We start from the raw sequence: 11,719 nt of genomic DNA, 5'->3' as shown, positions 1-11,719 counted from the left end.
CCTTGCCCATGGCTTTGCGTACGGTGTCCTTGGTGCGGTCCATGAGGGCGGCGACCGGTCCGAGGGCCATGTTCTTCGCCCCGGACTCGACGCCCGGGTGGGGCCGGGTGGGTGCCATCGCCTCGGCGGCCTTGATCGCCTTGGCCATCGCGGCGAGGCCGGTGACGTCGGTGCTGCGGCGGATGTGGGTGAACTCGTAACGTTCCTCGGCCCGCGCGTGCGCCTGGACGTCCTTGCGCAGCTTGAGCAGCTGGGGCATGAACTTGGGGTCGTCGGTGTCCAGCCCGTCGAGCGCGGACAAGGTCTCCTTGGCCGCCTTCTCCTCGGCGAGACGGTCCCTCACGACCTGCTCGCCGCCGGGGAAGCCCTTGCGGGCGAAGGGATGGACGACCTCTTCCTCGGCGGTCTCGTGCACCGCCAGCAACCGCACCAGGCGGCGGAAGGCGTCCCGGCGTTCCTCACCCGTGGCGGCCTCGACCTCGTCGAAGAGATTGCGGATGTCGCCGTGCTGGCGCATCAGCAGGGAGACGACGTCGTCGTCCCCGGCCGCGTCCTCCCCGGCGTGCGGGGTCTTCAGCTCGGACATGGCGGCCTCCCTCTACTTCTCGCGCTGGGCGGGGTCGGGGTGCTCGCCCTCGGTCTGGACGCGGTACTCGCGGCCGAACACCGCCTCGTGCTCGTGGATCACCTGGTCGCTCGGCGGTGCCTCGCCGCCGTGGATCTGCTCCTGCATCCGCTCGAACCGCTCGTGCGCCTCCCGCACGTAACCGGCGCCCAGCGTCGTGAGGTCCATCTGAGTGTCCAGCAGCTCGCGCAGGTAGCCCTTGTTCGGCTCGAAGGTGAGCACGTTGGGCAGCTCGGGAGCCAGCACCGAGGCGGGATCACGGCCGTCGTGACGGCGCATCAGATCGCAGGCGGCGTGCAGGTGCTCCAGCTCCATGTTCAGGTGCAGCTCCCAGATCGCCCTCACCCTGGCATCGCTCTCCTGCTCCATGAAGGAGTGGTAGAGGTAGCACTCGTTGTACTCGTGGTTGACCAGCTGCTCCCACCACGTCTCACCCGGGTCCACGAGGGACTCGTAGTGCGTGACGTGCTCCTCCTCGATCAGCCCGATCTCCTGGTAGAGCCGGCGGGCGATCGGCTCCATGTAGGTGGGGCCGGTGTTCATGTAGAAGTTCATGGTCTGCTGCTCCGCCGACATGATCGTCAGCGCGTGCAGCTTCGACAACGGGTTCGTCTCGTCCTTGGCGTACGGGTCGCGGACGTTGTCGACCGGATCGCGATGGTGGAACCGCGTGGGCCGGCCGGGCATGACCTCGGTCAGACCGTCGACGATCGACTCCGCCTTGCGGTGCTCGATCATCTCGTACAGGTTCGCGTACCGGTACAGATGGTCGAAGTCCTCCAGCACCCCGAACTGATACGCCTGCTTCAGATACGGGTCCGGCTCCATCCGGGCCACCCACGCCGTCAGGTCCACCGCCACCTGCTCGTACGCGATCGTCGTCTCCAGCACCGAGGAGACACCCGGAAGCAGCCAGTTCACCACCTTCTGCTGCTGCGCCTCGATGTAGCGCACCCGCGCCAGCTGCCGCTTGATCTCGGGATCGACCGTGTGCCGGGCGAGCTGGTGGCTGAACAGGATGGCCTCCACCTCGATCCCGTTCATCGTGATGATCCGGCAGCGGGTGTACGGGTCGCAGTGGTCCGGGTCGATCGGATCCACGTTCAGCTCACGCCAGCTGCGCAACTGGCGGTCCAGCGGGATACCCCGCTGCTCCAGCGGATTGAACGTCATGGGCGTTCTCCTCGTTGCAAGGTCCGAGCGGGTGGAGTACCCCGGGCTCGGCGCTCCACGTCCGCCGAGTAGGCGGAGTGGTGCCCATGCTTTGCCGGTCGGGGACGCCGCGCCACACCCCACGCCCGGTCGGGCTCCTGCGTGCCCCTTCCGACCTAAGGGGCCGGCTGCCCTTTCGATGGTGAGTGCGGTCGTCCCTGTTGTACGCGGCCGAGGGCGAGGACCCGGCCCGGCGCGCGCCGCTCTCGCACACGCATTCGGGGTTCGTGGCCGGTCAACCGGGCCGGGCTTTGGTGTAAGGGGGACGCCCTCGTCCCGTTCGCCGCTGCGCAGCAGGGCCGAGCCGGCCGGACGCGGCCCGGAGCCATCAGCGGCAGGCTCACCCCGCGCCGCTTCGGGAGGCCTTCGTCCGCCGGGCCGCCGTGCGGTAGGCCTTCAGTCCGAGTGTGGTGGTGACACCGTGTGCCACGGTGCTGGCAGTGATGACCAGCGTCCCGGCGGCCAGTACCCGGGGATCGGCACCGAGCCGGTGCGCCTCCATCGTCAGGTAGAACAGGGCCGAAACGCCGATGGGCCCGAACCAGCCCAGGAAGAGCGCGTCACGCCACGTCAGGGACAGCGGGCGCTTCAGAGCGAGCACGACCGGCAGGCGGCGCAGCAGCAGCACGCCCAGGACCAGCAGCAGGGCACGCCACCATCCCAGGTCGCCCCACTCCCGCCACGGGATCATGGCGCCGAACACCACGAACAGCGGCAGGACGGCGAACCGGTTGATCGCCTCGTCGATCTTGTTCTCGGTCGTTCGTTCGTTGATCGAGCTGGTCGCGTTGAAGACCAGGCCGGCGACGAAGACGGCCAGCACACCGTCGACGCTCAGCAGTCCCGACAGGCCCAGCACCAACAGGGCGAGCAGCAGGGTGTAGAGGAGCAGCGGGCCGGGCTGCATGGTGCGGTGCTTTTCGGCGGCCCGCAGCACTGTGCCGCCCAGCAGGCCGGCCACCGCTCCCAGGAGCGTGGCGCCCGCGACCTGCCAGAGGGACTCCAGTACTGCCTCGCCGCCGCTCAGGGGCCCGGCGATCGCGATCGCGGCGAGTACCAGGGGCAGGGCGAGGCCGTCGTTGCCGCCCGATTCCAGGGAGAGCAGTTGGCGGGTGCGCGCCGCGACGGTCTTCTCGGCGGGCTCGCCGGTGACGACGCTGGAGGCCAGGACCGGGTCCGTGGGACACAGGGCCGCGCCCAGCAACGCCGCCGCGCCCAGCCCGACCCCGAGAGCGGCGGCCGACACCGCCGTGGTCACCAGGGCCATCCCGGCCATCGCGACGACCATCAGGAGCGCCACGGGCTTGGCTCGTGCCCGCACATCGCGGAACCGGTAGCGCAGGGCCACGGCCATCACCGAGACGGCCAGGAGCAGGCGGCAGACCTCGTGCAGCTCCGTGTGCCCCTCCACCACGGTGGGCAGGCCGACGACGTCGACGCCTGCGGGGCCGACGGCGACACCGGTCAGCAGAGCCAGCAGGGGGGCGGTGAGCGGAGCCCGCTGGATGCCCTTCGAGAGTGCGGCCACCACCAGGGCAAGGCAACCGAAGACGGTCAGCAGAACGTTCAGCATGCACCTGCGAGTGCCCCACCGCGATCACGGTGTATCCCGTCGGCCGCGCCGGCATCCGAACGGTCGCGGCACGACGCGTTTGACGTCCGGGGCGCTGCCGGGTTTCCGTCCGCTGTCCGGTGTTACGCGTACGGGGCGGCGACCGCCGCACCGAACCCAGTTCTGGAGGTTCTCATGACCAGTGCGGTCAAGGACATGCTCGACACCTACCCCGCCGATCTGGGCGGCGTGGACCGTGAGAAGCTCGCCCGTTGCATCGAGGAGTGCATCGCGTGTGCTCAGGCGTGCACCGCGTGCGCGGACGCCTGCTTGTCGGAGGAGATGGTCAGCGACCTGACCAAGTGCATCCGCACCAACGCGGACTGCGCCGACCTCTGCAACGCCACCGCCGCGGTGCTCTCCCGCCACACGGGCTACGACGCCAACGTCACCCGGGCGGTCCTCCAGGCGTGCGCCACCGTCTGCAAGGCCTGCGCCGACGAGTGCGAGAGCCACGCCGGCCGGCACGACCACTGCCGTGTGTGCGCGGAAGCCTGCCGCCGCTGCGAACAGGCCTGCAACGACCTGATCACCTCGCTCGGCTGACCCCGGTCCGCCCGCACCCGAGGGACGGCCCCGGCGATCCGCCTCGCCGGGGCTTGCTCCACGGCCGGACGGCGCAGCCGCGTACTCCCCCGCGCCCCGCCCCAGCACACGGAGGCGGCCGGGTGGACCGCGTACGCGTGCCCTGTGGCTGTACGGGCTGGTCATCGCTCACGACGGCGCCGCGGCCCCGTACTCCCCGACACCCCTCTTCGGCCTTTACGTCGGCCACTACGGTTGGTACGAGATCCGTGTCCAGCGCGACCCCGCCACCACCGGCCCCGTCGTCGACGGCGCAGGCGCCGCACAGCGGGTGGTCGCCGACGCCCTGGACAGCGCCGGACCTTCCGTGCTCGCCGGGCTGCTGGCCGCCCTGCTCCTCGCGGCCTGGGCGCTCCACCGCCGACGGGCACGCCGGGCCGCCCGCCCCGCGCAGGCCGGTGCCGGCCCCTGTCCCGCCGAGTGAACCGTCGCGACGGCGGCGTCGCGGCGCGGGCGGCTCAGGGGCTCGCCCCGGGGCGCCCCGGGATACGGAGACGCGGACTGTGGCGGGGGCCCGCTCATCGTCCTGGCCGGAAGAAGGCCTCAGGCGGACTCCAGCAGTTCCTTGAGGCGGACCAGGTCGGCGGCGACCATGCCGGCGTCGCGCTCGAAGTCGGCATCGCTCATCTCCGGGCGGCGCCGGAGGGTGAACACCACTTCGCTCCCCGCGCCGTCGACGAGCACGCGGACCGGGTTGTGGACGGTCTCCCCGGAGGGCAGCGTGACGTCGTGGTCGAGCACGCCCAGCTCGTTGCGCGGTGCGAAGGTGACCACGATCCGGCCCATGGGGGAGGATTCCGCGACCCAGTGATCATCGATTCTCTCGATGGACCCTCCCAGGCCGTGGGCCCACGCGGGCAGGTTGGCCGGGTCCGACGCGTAGGCGTAGACGTCGTCGGCGGCGCGGTCGACACAGATGCTGAGGTGGCGTGATTCCTTGCCGGTGCGGTTCATGGCGGTGACGGTAGCGGGTCGCGGTCACCGCTTTCTTGAACGGATCGGACCTGCCCGACCGGGCCGGTGGATCTCATGGGGCTGTTCGGGCGGCCGGGCGCGCCGCCTGCCGGACCGCGGGTCCCAGAACGAGGCCTCACCCCGAGGGGAGCGCCCGGGGCCGGGGACCGGCCCGGCTTCGGCGCAGAGGCCGGCCGGTGCCGGAGGGTTCAGGCGCGGGGCTTCAGTACTTCCAGGGTGCCGGTCTCGGTGTCGTAGCTGCGCAGGGTGGTGAGCCGGACCGACAGCGGCGGCGCCGGCAGCAGTTCGGGGACCCGCCGGCCGGCGAAGGCACCTGCCCGCCGGGTACGGCCGAGGGTGATGTGCGGGCTCCAGCGCCCGGGTTCGTGCAAGGGGCTGAGGGTCCCGGGCGGGCTGTCCGCGGCCAGCGCCTCCCACACCCGGCGGTGCAGAGCGGTCAGCGCGGAGTCGGGATCCAGCGCCCAGGCCAGCACCGAGGTGGGCCGCTCGAAGCGGACCACGCCGGTGAACCGCACCGGCAGCGGCAGAGCGGCGGCCACCTCGGCGAGTTCCCAGCGGATCGGGGCGGTCAGCTCGGGGCAGGCGGCCAGGGTGAGGTGCGGGCTGTTGGTCGGCGAACGGTGGCGTGCCTGACTGGGCAGCCCCGCGTCCGCGAGCCGCCGCCAGGCCTCCCGGACCGCCAGCTCCGCCGCCTCGTCCACCAGAAGCTCGACCGTGCGCACCGCCGCAGCCTACCGGCGTTCCGTGAGCGAGTACGTCCTCGCGGGCGGGCGGGCCGCACCGGTCGGGAGGCGTGGCGGAAGACGGCGGCAGGGCCGAGAACGCCCGGGCTCGGGCACCCCGCCGTGTCCCGGCCCACCCCCACCGCCGGTCGGACACCGTGACGGGCGCCGTCCCGAGGCTCCCGTGCCGTCAGGAGGGGCTCCACGCCTCAACCGTCGGTGCGGGGCCCCGGTGGCCGTCCGCCCGCCGGATGCCCGGGGCCCGGCCGGCTAACGCGTCACGTGGTAGCGGAGATAAACGACTCCCGAGCTGAAAGTGCGGGTCTCGACGGGTTCGAGATCCACCCGGCGCTCGTCCCGGGGGAAGAACGGAACACCGCCGCCGACCAGGACCGGGTGGACCTTGACCCGGTACTCGTCGATCAGACCCGACGCGGCGGCCTCGGCGGCGAGCGTCGCGCCGCCGATCGCGATGTTGCCGTCCCCCGCCTCGGTCCGCAGCCGCCCGATCTCCTCGGCCAGGCCGCCGGAGGCCAGGCGGGCATTGCCCTGCACCGCCGAGAGGGTGGTGGAGAACACCACCTTGGGCAGCGACCTCCAGACCGCGGCGAACTCGAGCGTCGAGAAGCCGAGCGACGGGTTCTGGTCGACGGCCTCCCAGTACAGCATCGTCTCGTACAGCCGTCGTCCCAGCAGGTGGACACCGGCTTCCCGCACCTCGTCGGTCGCGAAGCGGAAGACCTCCTCGTCGGGCGCCGTCCAGTCGAAGCCGCCGTCCGGCCCGACGATGTAGCCGTCCAGTGAGACGTTCATCGAATAGGTCACGCTGCGCATCACAAGCCCTCCTCGGTGGCCGGTTCGACCGTACGCCCGCCGGACGGTGGGCGGGCGCGCCAAGGCGGGCTCGGCTCACGGTCCGCGCCAGAGGTTGGCGAAGGCCGCGCTCTCGATGGTCCGCCTCTGGCGTACGGCCTCCAGCTCCATCACCGCGTCGTGGACGGCGGCCACCACGGTCACCACCGCCTCGTCATCGAGGCCGGCCTCGTCATGAAGACCGGTCTCGTCATCGAGGCCGGTCTCGTCGCCGGGCCGTCCGTCGTCGATGCCCACGGCCGAGGCGAGGGCGGCAAGGACGGGTTCCCTCCCCTCCCAGCGGCCGGCTGCACGGCGGCGCGCGGGTGTGTCGACCGGTTCCACGCGCTGCGCGCCGAAGGACAACCGGCCACCGCGCTGCGGCTTCAGCTCACCGTCCTCCTCCAGGGCGGTCTGGTACGCGGCCGAGAGGTCTCGGCCCCGGCGCCACAGCCAGTCCTCGATCCGCTCGTGGGGCGCCTGCCGAGTGAGTCCTGCCGCAGCCTCGCGCAGGAACCGGTCGTCCGGCGCCGGCGTTTCGCCCGGCACGATGCGGTCGCGGTCCACGGCGGCCGTCCCCGCGGCGATGAGGTCGATCAGCTCGGCTCCCGCGAGTGCGAGGGACAGGTCCCCCTGCCCCACGGAACGCTCCAGGTCCATGGCGATGAGGAACAGGTCTTTCGCCGTGGTCATGAACGGCTCCCCTCGGAGACTCGGAGACATCGACAAAGCTGCGTTCCGCCGAGCGGACCCGCGCCCGGGGCCGGTCCGGCGGCTGGGCGGCTGGGCGGCTGGGCGGCTGGGCGGCTGGGCGGCTGGGCGGCTGGGCGGCTGTCACGATCAGTATCACCCCGCCCGCGCGCGGACGAAGCCCTTTCACAGGGCGGGGTCCCCGGTTCCGGCGGCACCGTGACGGCGGGTGCCGGGCAGCTCGGACGACGAGGGCGGCGGGAAGCCGTCCGCCACCGCGGCCGCGAAGGCGAAGACGGTGACCGTGGAGGCGGCGACCACCGCGTTCCAGGACGCCGTGACCGCGTTCGACACCGACGGCGGATGCCTCGAACAGGAGCCCGGCACGTGCTGGGACCAGATGACGGCGCTCATGACGCCGGCGCGGGACCTGCGGGAGGCGGTGAACGCGGAGAACTCCGTGGGCGCCGACTTCTGGACCGAGGCGTACGCCCTGATCGACACCATGGAGACGGGCATCGCGGTCGGTGAGGACCAGGGCGCCCCGGCCGGCGCCGCAACGCTCCCGGAGATGTCCAACCGGGACGACGTCCTCGGCTCCGCCCACAAGCTGTCTGACTGGCTGGACCAGCACCCCATCGCCTAGCGGATACGGAGACGGCATCCGCGCGGCCGGAGCCCGCTGGATGCCTCTCTGCCTACTCGGTCGTCCACTCCTCTTCGAGCATCGAGTGCACGACCGAGTCTCGCCACTGTCCGGCCTTCTGGATGTGGCCCCGGATGGTTCCTTCCTCCGTCATGCCGGCCGCCGTCATGGTCTTGGCCGAGCCTTCGTTCAGAGGGGAGCGACCACCCCAGATCCGGTGTAGCCCGATCTCCTCGAACCCGAGGCCCAGCAGAAGCCGTACGGTCTCGACTCCGTAGCCGACGCCCCAGGCGTCCGGGCGGAGTACGAAGCCGAAGGTGGCCGCGCGCTGTTGGTGAGGGTCCAGGGCGATGCGACCGAAGCCGATGACCTGGTCTGTTTCCTTCTCCACGACCGCAAGCGCGTACTCGCTGCGCGGTTCCGCCGTGGCCGAGGCCACCGAACGAGCGACGATCATCCCGACCTGTTCGCGGGTGCGTGGCTCGAACGACAGGTGCTCTGTTGCCTCGGGGCTGCCATAGATGGCGAACACTGCACCGACGTCGTCGATGGTGAGTTCGCGGAGGCGCAGACGCAGACTCGAACGGGCGACCGGGTACATGGCAGGCACCCTACCGCTGCGTTCCCGCGGGCAGCGCCGGCCGCCGGGGCGCGTACACCGCGCTCTCCTCCCGCAGGTCACGGGCAGCGGCCGCGGTGCGGGCGTTGCTGGTCATCAGGGCGTGCCGGACTCGCTGCGCGGACACGACGATTCCGTTGTTCCGGAAGGTGGGCGGCAGTTCCAGAACGGGACGGATGGCCTGGGCAGCGCCGTCCACTTCGCCGCTGTGAAGGAGGACGAGAGCATGGTTGCACTGGGCGCCGGCCAGGTCGCCAAATGCCCAGTTGGGGCTGGAGGAGAGCGCCGCGCCCTTCTGGGCGTAGAACAGGGCGTCCCCGGGCCCGCCTTCCACGGAGGAAACGGAGGCGGCAGGATCTAGGCCATGAGAATTCTCGTCATCGGCGGTACCTGGTTCCTGGGGAAGTGCATCGCAGAGGGGGCCCTGGCGAGAGGGTGGTCCGTGACCACCTTCAACCGTGGGCGGTCCGGCCGCGACGTCGAAGGCGTGGAACCCGTGCACGGGGACCGCACCGACCGGAGCGACCTCCAGCGGCTCGCCCAACACGGTCCCTGGGACGCCGTGGTGGACGCCTCCAGCTCCGACTTCCCGCCCCGCGACGTACTGCTCGCGGCGACCGCGCTGCGCGAGGCGGCCCGGCGATGGGTGCACATCTCCACCGTGTCCGTGTACGAGGGCTGGCCGCACCAGGCCCTCACGGACGCCTCGGCGCTGCTGGACTGCCCCGCCGACGCTGACGAGTCGTACGGGTACACCGGCGAGGACGGGAGTCCGACCGTCTACGGGTTCCAGAAGGCCGGCGGGGAGCGGGCGGTCACCGAAGCGTTCGGCGACGCCGCGGTGTTCCTCCGGCCCGGGGTCATCCTGGGCCCGGGAGAGTACGTCGGTCGGCTGCCCTGGTGGCTGACCCGGGCCAAGCGCGGCGGGCGGATTCTGGCGCCTGCACCGGCCGCTCAGCGCATCCAACCGGTCGACGTCCGCGACGTCGCCGCGTTCGCACTCGACCAGGCCGCCAGCGACACCAGCGGCGGATACAACGTCACCCACCCCGGGGGCATCACCTTCGGCGACTTCCTCAGCGCGTGCCTGGAGGTGACCGGCGGAGCCGGAAAGCCGGAGTGGGTGGAGCCGAACGTCCTGACCGGCCACGGAGTTGCCCAGTGGACAGAACTCCCGCTGTGGCGGACGCACGCGGGCGTGTGGACGGTGGACTCCAGCCGGGCTGTGGCCGCGGGACTGCGCTGCCGGCCGATCACCGGCTCGATCCGCGACACCTGGGCCTGGCTGGCAGCCGACGGGCGTCCCGTGGACCACCCGAGGTGGGCGGAACACGGGATCGCCCCGGAGAAGGAAGCGAAGATTCTCGCCTCCCTGGCCTGAGTCAGGCTTCCAGTTGGAGCAGCGCGGAGCGGGTGCTGAGCTGGTGCGTGCTCGCGCTGCGAGCGAAGTCCTCGACGCGGTCGCGCAGCTCGCGCGGCAGCGTCGAGGACCGGTAGACCGGCTGTGCGAGGAACTGCTGGATCTGCCCCGTGCGTACGAGGACACCGGTCACCCGCTGGTCCCCCGGGATGTCCCACAGAGGCGTCAGGGCGTCAGCGGCCCCCTCGACGTCGTTCGCGAGGAGCCGGGCCATGGCGAGATCGGCCGCGGCACCGCCTAGGACATGAGCCGAACGGCTGGCCTGCGGCCGCCGGCCGACGAGGTCCAGGGCCCGGCGCGCGCACTGCTCCGCCTGCTCCCCGTCCTGGATGAGGAGCGCCGTGGAGCTGCTGGACATGGCCAGCCGCTCCGGCGTGAACCCGAACTCGCCCCCAACGCCGTCGTGAAGGTCGTCACGGGCCCCGCTCTCGGCCGCCAGGGAGAGCTGGAGAGCCTGCCGGGCGGAGTCCGTGTCACCGAGATAGCCGTGCGCCCGTGCCTCGATGGCCAGAAGCCGGCGCCGGGCGACGTCGCCGAGACCGCCGTACGTCTGGGCACGCCGTGCCTTGCTGACGGCCTCCCCCGGCATGCCGGTGAAGTACGCGATGTACGCGAGGATGCCGTCCGCGTACGCCCGCAGCGGCTCGAAGCGGGCGCTCTCACCGTAGAGGTCCGCCGCGCGGGCCAGACGGCGGGCGTTGTCGAAGGAACCGAGGTCGAAGGCCGCGGCGGCGAGCAGGGCCATGGTCTGGCCGGTCAACTCGAGGAGACGCTGCTGCTGGGTGGGAATCTGCGTGCGGTCGCGCTGGTTCTGCAGCTCCTCCTGGAGCGCGCGACCGCGCCGGAACACCTCCATCGGAGGGAGCGAGGCGTAAGAGGTCCTAACAAAGCCGCTGGACGTGGCGGTGGGTGATCAGGCAGACGGCGAGGCCCAGGAATGCTTCGTGGATGTCGTCGCGTCGTTCCCAGCGGATGCGCAGGCGGCGGAAGCCGTGGAGCCAGGCGATCGTGCGCTCAACGACGTAGCGGAAGGTGCCCAGGCCGGTGCCGTGCGGCTCGCCTCGCTTCGCGATCACGGGGCGTATGCCTCTCTGCCAGAGCAGGCGGCGGTACTTGTCGTGGTCGTAGCCGCGGTCGGCCAGCAGTGCATCCGGGCGCCGGCGCGGCCTGCCGACCCGGCCCGCGACGGCGGGAATCTTGTCGAGCAGCGGCTCGAGTTGGGTGACGTCATTGCGGTTGCCGCCGGTCAGCGACACCGCGAGCGGGATGCCCTGGCCGTCGACGATGAGGTGGTGTTTGCTGCCCGGCCGTGCGCGGTCGACCGGGCTGGGCCCGCTTTTGGGCCCCGTCGGGCGGCCCGCACATGCGAGGAGTCGATCACCGCCCGTTCCCAGTCCAGCTGGTTCTTCGACCGCAGCTCGTTCAGCAGCAGCTGGTGCAGCTGGTCCCAGACGCCGGCCTCGTTCCAGGCCGCAAGGCGCCGCCAGCAGGTCATGCCCGAGCCGAAGCCGAGTTCCTGGGGCAGGTACTCCCACTGGATTCCGGTGTGCAGGACGAAGAGGATGCCGCACAGGGCCTGCCGGTCTGGCACCCGCGGTCTGCCCTCGGCCTTCTTCGGACCCGGCTGCGGCAGCAACGGCTCGACCAGCGACCACAGTTCGTCCGACACGATCCACGGCCGCGACTGACGGTTTCCCATGCCCAGACATACGGGCAGAGCGGCCGACAGCCTCATGATCAGCAGCTTTTGTTAGAGCCAGT

The 11,719-nt window shown here is 71.5% G+C and carries 15 protein-coding genes; 4 read left to right on the top strand and 11 right to left on the bottom strand.

The window, feature by feature from the left end:
- The 3 genes from ACVV2G_RS32755 to ACVV2G_RS32745 all read right to left on the bottom strand — a co-directional run.
- The coding region (locus tag ACVV2G_RS32755) for a hemerythrin domain-containing protein (RefSeq protein WP_453843100.1) at nucleotides 1-586 on the bottom strand (586 nt) is incomplete at its 3' end.
- 12 nt (nucleotides 587-598) lie between these two features.
- Nucleotides 599-1,798: a hypothetical protein gene (locus ACVV2G_RS32750; protein ID WP_453843101.1), complete on the bottom strand. Its 1,200-nt coding sequence runs from the start codon at nucleotides 1,796-1,798 to the stop codon at nucleotides 599-601.
- A 379-nt stretch (nucleotides 1,799-2,177) separates the two neighbouring features.
- Entirely contained in the window at nucleotides 2,178-3,410 is a 1,233-nt protein-coding gene (locus ACVV2G_RS32745; protein ID WP_453846418.1) for a cation:proton antiporter domain-containing protein, read from the bottom strand.
- Nucleotides 3,411-3,584: 174 nt separating this feature from the next.
- On the opposite strand from ACVV2G_RS32745, the gene ACVV2G_RS32740 reads away from it, so the two are divergent.
- Nucleotides 3,585-3,995, top strand: coding sequence for a four-helix bundle copper-binding protein (locus ACVV2G_RS32740; RefSeq protein WP_453846417.1), 411 nt, complete (start codon nucleotides 3,585-3,587; stop codon nucleotides 3,993-3,995).
- A gap of 310 nt (nucleotides 3,996-4,305) precedes the next feature.
- A complete protein-coding gene (locus tag ACVV2G_RS32735; RefSeq protein ID WP_453846416.1) occupies nucleotides 4,306-4,458 on the top strand; it encodes a hypothetical protein in 153 nt (50 codons plus the stop codon).
- A 119-nt stretch (nucleotides 4,459-4,577) separates the two neighbouring features.
- On the opposite strand, the gene ACVV2G_RS32730 is transcribed toward ACVV2G_RS32735, so the two are convergent.
- From ACVV2G_RS32730 to ACVV2G_RS32715, 4 genes are all read right to left on the bottom strand, one after another.
- The gene (locus tag ACVV2G_RS32730) at nucleotides 4,578-4,988 is read right to left on the bottom strand and encodes an SRPBCC family protein (protein ID WP_453846415.1); all 411 of its coding nucleotides are present in this window, start codon (nucleotides 4,986-4,988) and stop codon (nucleotides 4,578-4,580) included.
- A gap of 209 nt (nucleotides 4,989-5,197) precedes the next feature.
- Nucleotides 5,198-5,731, bottom strand: a complete 534-nt coding sequence (locus tag ACVV2G_RS32725) for a 2'-5' RNA ligase family protein (protein WP_453846414.1) — start codon at nucleotides 5,729-5,731, stop codon at nucleotides 5,198-5,200.
- A gap of 270 nt (nucleotides 5,732-6,001) precedes the next feature.
- Nucleotides 6,002-6,565 carry a dihydrofolate reductase family protein gene (locus tag ACVV2G_RS32720; protein ID WP_453846413.1) on the bottom strand — a complete coding sequence of 188 codons (564 nt, stop codon included), beginning with the start codon at nucleotides 6,563-6,565 and terminating at the stop codon, nucleotides 6,002-6,004.
- Nucleotides 6,566-6,640: 75 nt separating this feature from the next.
- Entirely contained in the window at nucleotides 6,641-7,276 is a 636-nt protein-coding gene (locus ACVV2G_RS32715) for a GOLPH3/VPS74 family protein (protein WP_453846412.1), read from the bottom strand.
- A gap of 226 nt (nucleotides 7,277-7,502) precedes the next feature.
- Between ACVV2G_RS32715 and ACVV2G_RS32710 the strand changes: the two genes are divergently transcribed.
- Nucleotides 7,503-7,919: a hypothetical protein gene (locus ACVV2G_RS32710; RefSeq protein WP_453846411.1), complete on the top strand. Its 417-nt coding sequence runs from the start codon at nucleotides 7,503-7,505 to the stop codon at nucleotides 7,917-7,919.
- Between the two features lie 52 nt (nucleotides 7,920-7,971).
- On the opposite strand, the gene ACVV2G_RS32705 is transcribed toward ACVV2G_RS32710, so the two are convergent.
- Both ACVV2G_RS32705 and ACVV2G_RS32700 read right to left on the bottom strand, forming a co-directional pair.
- Nucleotides 7,972-8,520, bottom strand: coding sequence for a GNAT family N-acetyltransferase (locus ACVV2G_RS32705; protein WP_453846410.1), 549 nt, complete (start codon nucleotides 8,518-8,520; stop codon nucleotides 7,972-7,974).
- A gap of 10 nt (nucleotides 8,521-8,530) precedes the next feature.
- Nucleotides 8,531-8,872: a hypothetical protein gene (locus ACVV2G_RS32700; RefSeq protein WP_453846409.1), complete on the bottom strand. Its 342-nt coding sequence runs from the start codon at nucleotides 8,870-8,872 to the stop codon at nucleotides 8,531-8,533.
- A gap of 30 nt (nucleotides 8,873-8,902) precedes the next feature.
- Between ACVV2G_RS32700 and ACVV2G_RS32695 the strand changes: the two genes are divergently transcribed.
- The gene (locus tag ACVV2G_RS32695) at nucleotides 8,903-9,919 is read left to right on the top strand and encodes an NAD-dependent epimerase/dehydratase family protein (protein ID WP_453846408.1); all 1,017 of its coding nucleotides are present in this window, start codon (nucleotides 8,903-8,905) and stop codon (nucleotides 9,917-9,919) included.
- Nucleotide 9,920: 1 nt separating this feature from the next.
- Here ACVV2G_RS32695 and ACVV2G_RS32690 read toward each other — a convergent pair whose 3' ends face one another.
- Entirely contained in the window at nucleotides 9,921-10,814 is an 894-nt protein-coding gene (locus tag ACVV2G_RS32690; RefSeq protein WP_453846407.1) for a DNA-binding protein, read from the bottom strand.
- 25 nt (nucleotides 10,815-10,839) lie between these two features.
- Nucleotides 10,840-11,657 (bottom strand): IS5 family transposase gene (locus ACVV2G_RS32685; RefSeq protein WP_453845995.1). Its coding sequence is split into 2 segments (ribosomal slippage): nucleotides 10,840-11,319 and nucleotides 11,322-11,657, totalling 816 coding nucleotides; the frame shifts between segments, so codons are not numbered across the junction.
- Between the last annotated feature and the right edge of the window lie 62 nt (nucleotides 11,658-11,719).

It is taken from the genome of Streptomyces sp. JK94 (genome assembly GCF_053613315.1).
This window is presented reverse-complemented; position numbering and strand designations above follow the sequence as displayed.

What these genes read in the sequence shown, in the direction of transcription:
- ACVV2G_RS32750 (WP_453843101.1), bottom strand. Translation starts at nt 1,798, where the DNA reads ATGACGTTCAATCCGCTGGAGCAGCGGGGTATCCCGCTGGACCGCCAG.
- ACVV2G_RS32745 (WP_453846418.1), bottom strand. Translation starts at nt 3,410, where the DNA reads ATGCTGAACGTTCTGCTGACCGTCTTCGGTTGCCTTGCCCTGGTGGTG.
- ACVV2G_RS32740 (WP_453846417.1), top strand. Translation starts at nt 3,585, where the DNA reads ATGACCAGTGCGGTCAAGGACATGCTCGACACCTACCCCGCCGATCTG.
- ACVV2G_RS32730 (WP_453846415.1), bottom strand. Translation starts at nt 4,988, where the DNA reads ATGAACCGCACCGGCAAGGAATCACGCCACCTCAGCATCTGTGTCGAC.
- ACVV2G_RS32720 (WP_453846413.1), bottom strand. Translation starts at nt 6,565, where the DNA reads ATGCGCAGCGTGACCTATTCGATGAACGTCTCACTGGACGGCTACATC.
- ACVV2G_RS32715 (WP_453846412.1), bottom strand. Translation starts at nt 7,276, where the DNA reads ATGACCACGGCGAAAGACCTGTTCCTCATCGCCATGGACCTGGAGCGT.
- ACVV2G_RS32705 (WP_453846410.1), bottom strand. Translation starts at nt 8,520, where the DNA reads ATGTACCCGGTCGCCCGTTCGAGTCTGCGTCTGCGCCTCCGCGAACTC.
- ACVV2G_RS32695 (WP_453846408.1), top strand. Translation starts at nt 8,903, where the DNA reads ATGAGAATTCTCGTCATCGGCGGTACCTGGTTCCTGGGGAAGTGCATC.
- ACVV2G_RS32690 (WP_453846407.1), bottom strand. Translation starts at nt 10,814, where the DNA reads ATGGAGGTGTTCCGGCGCGGTCGCGCGCTCCAGGAGGAGCTGCAGAAC.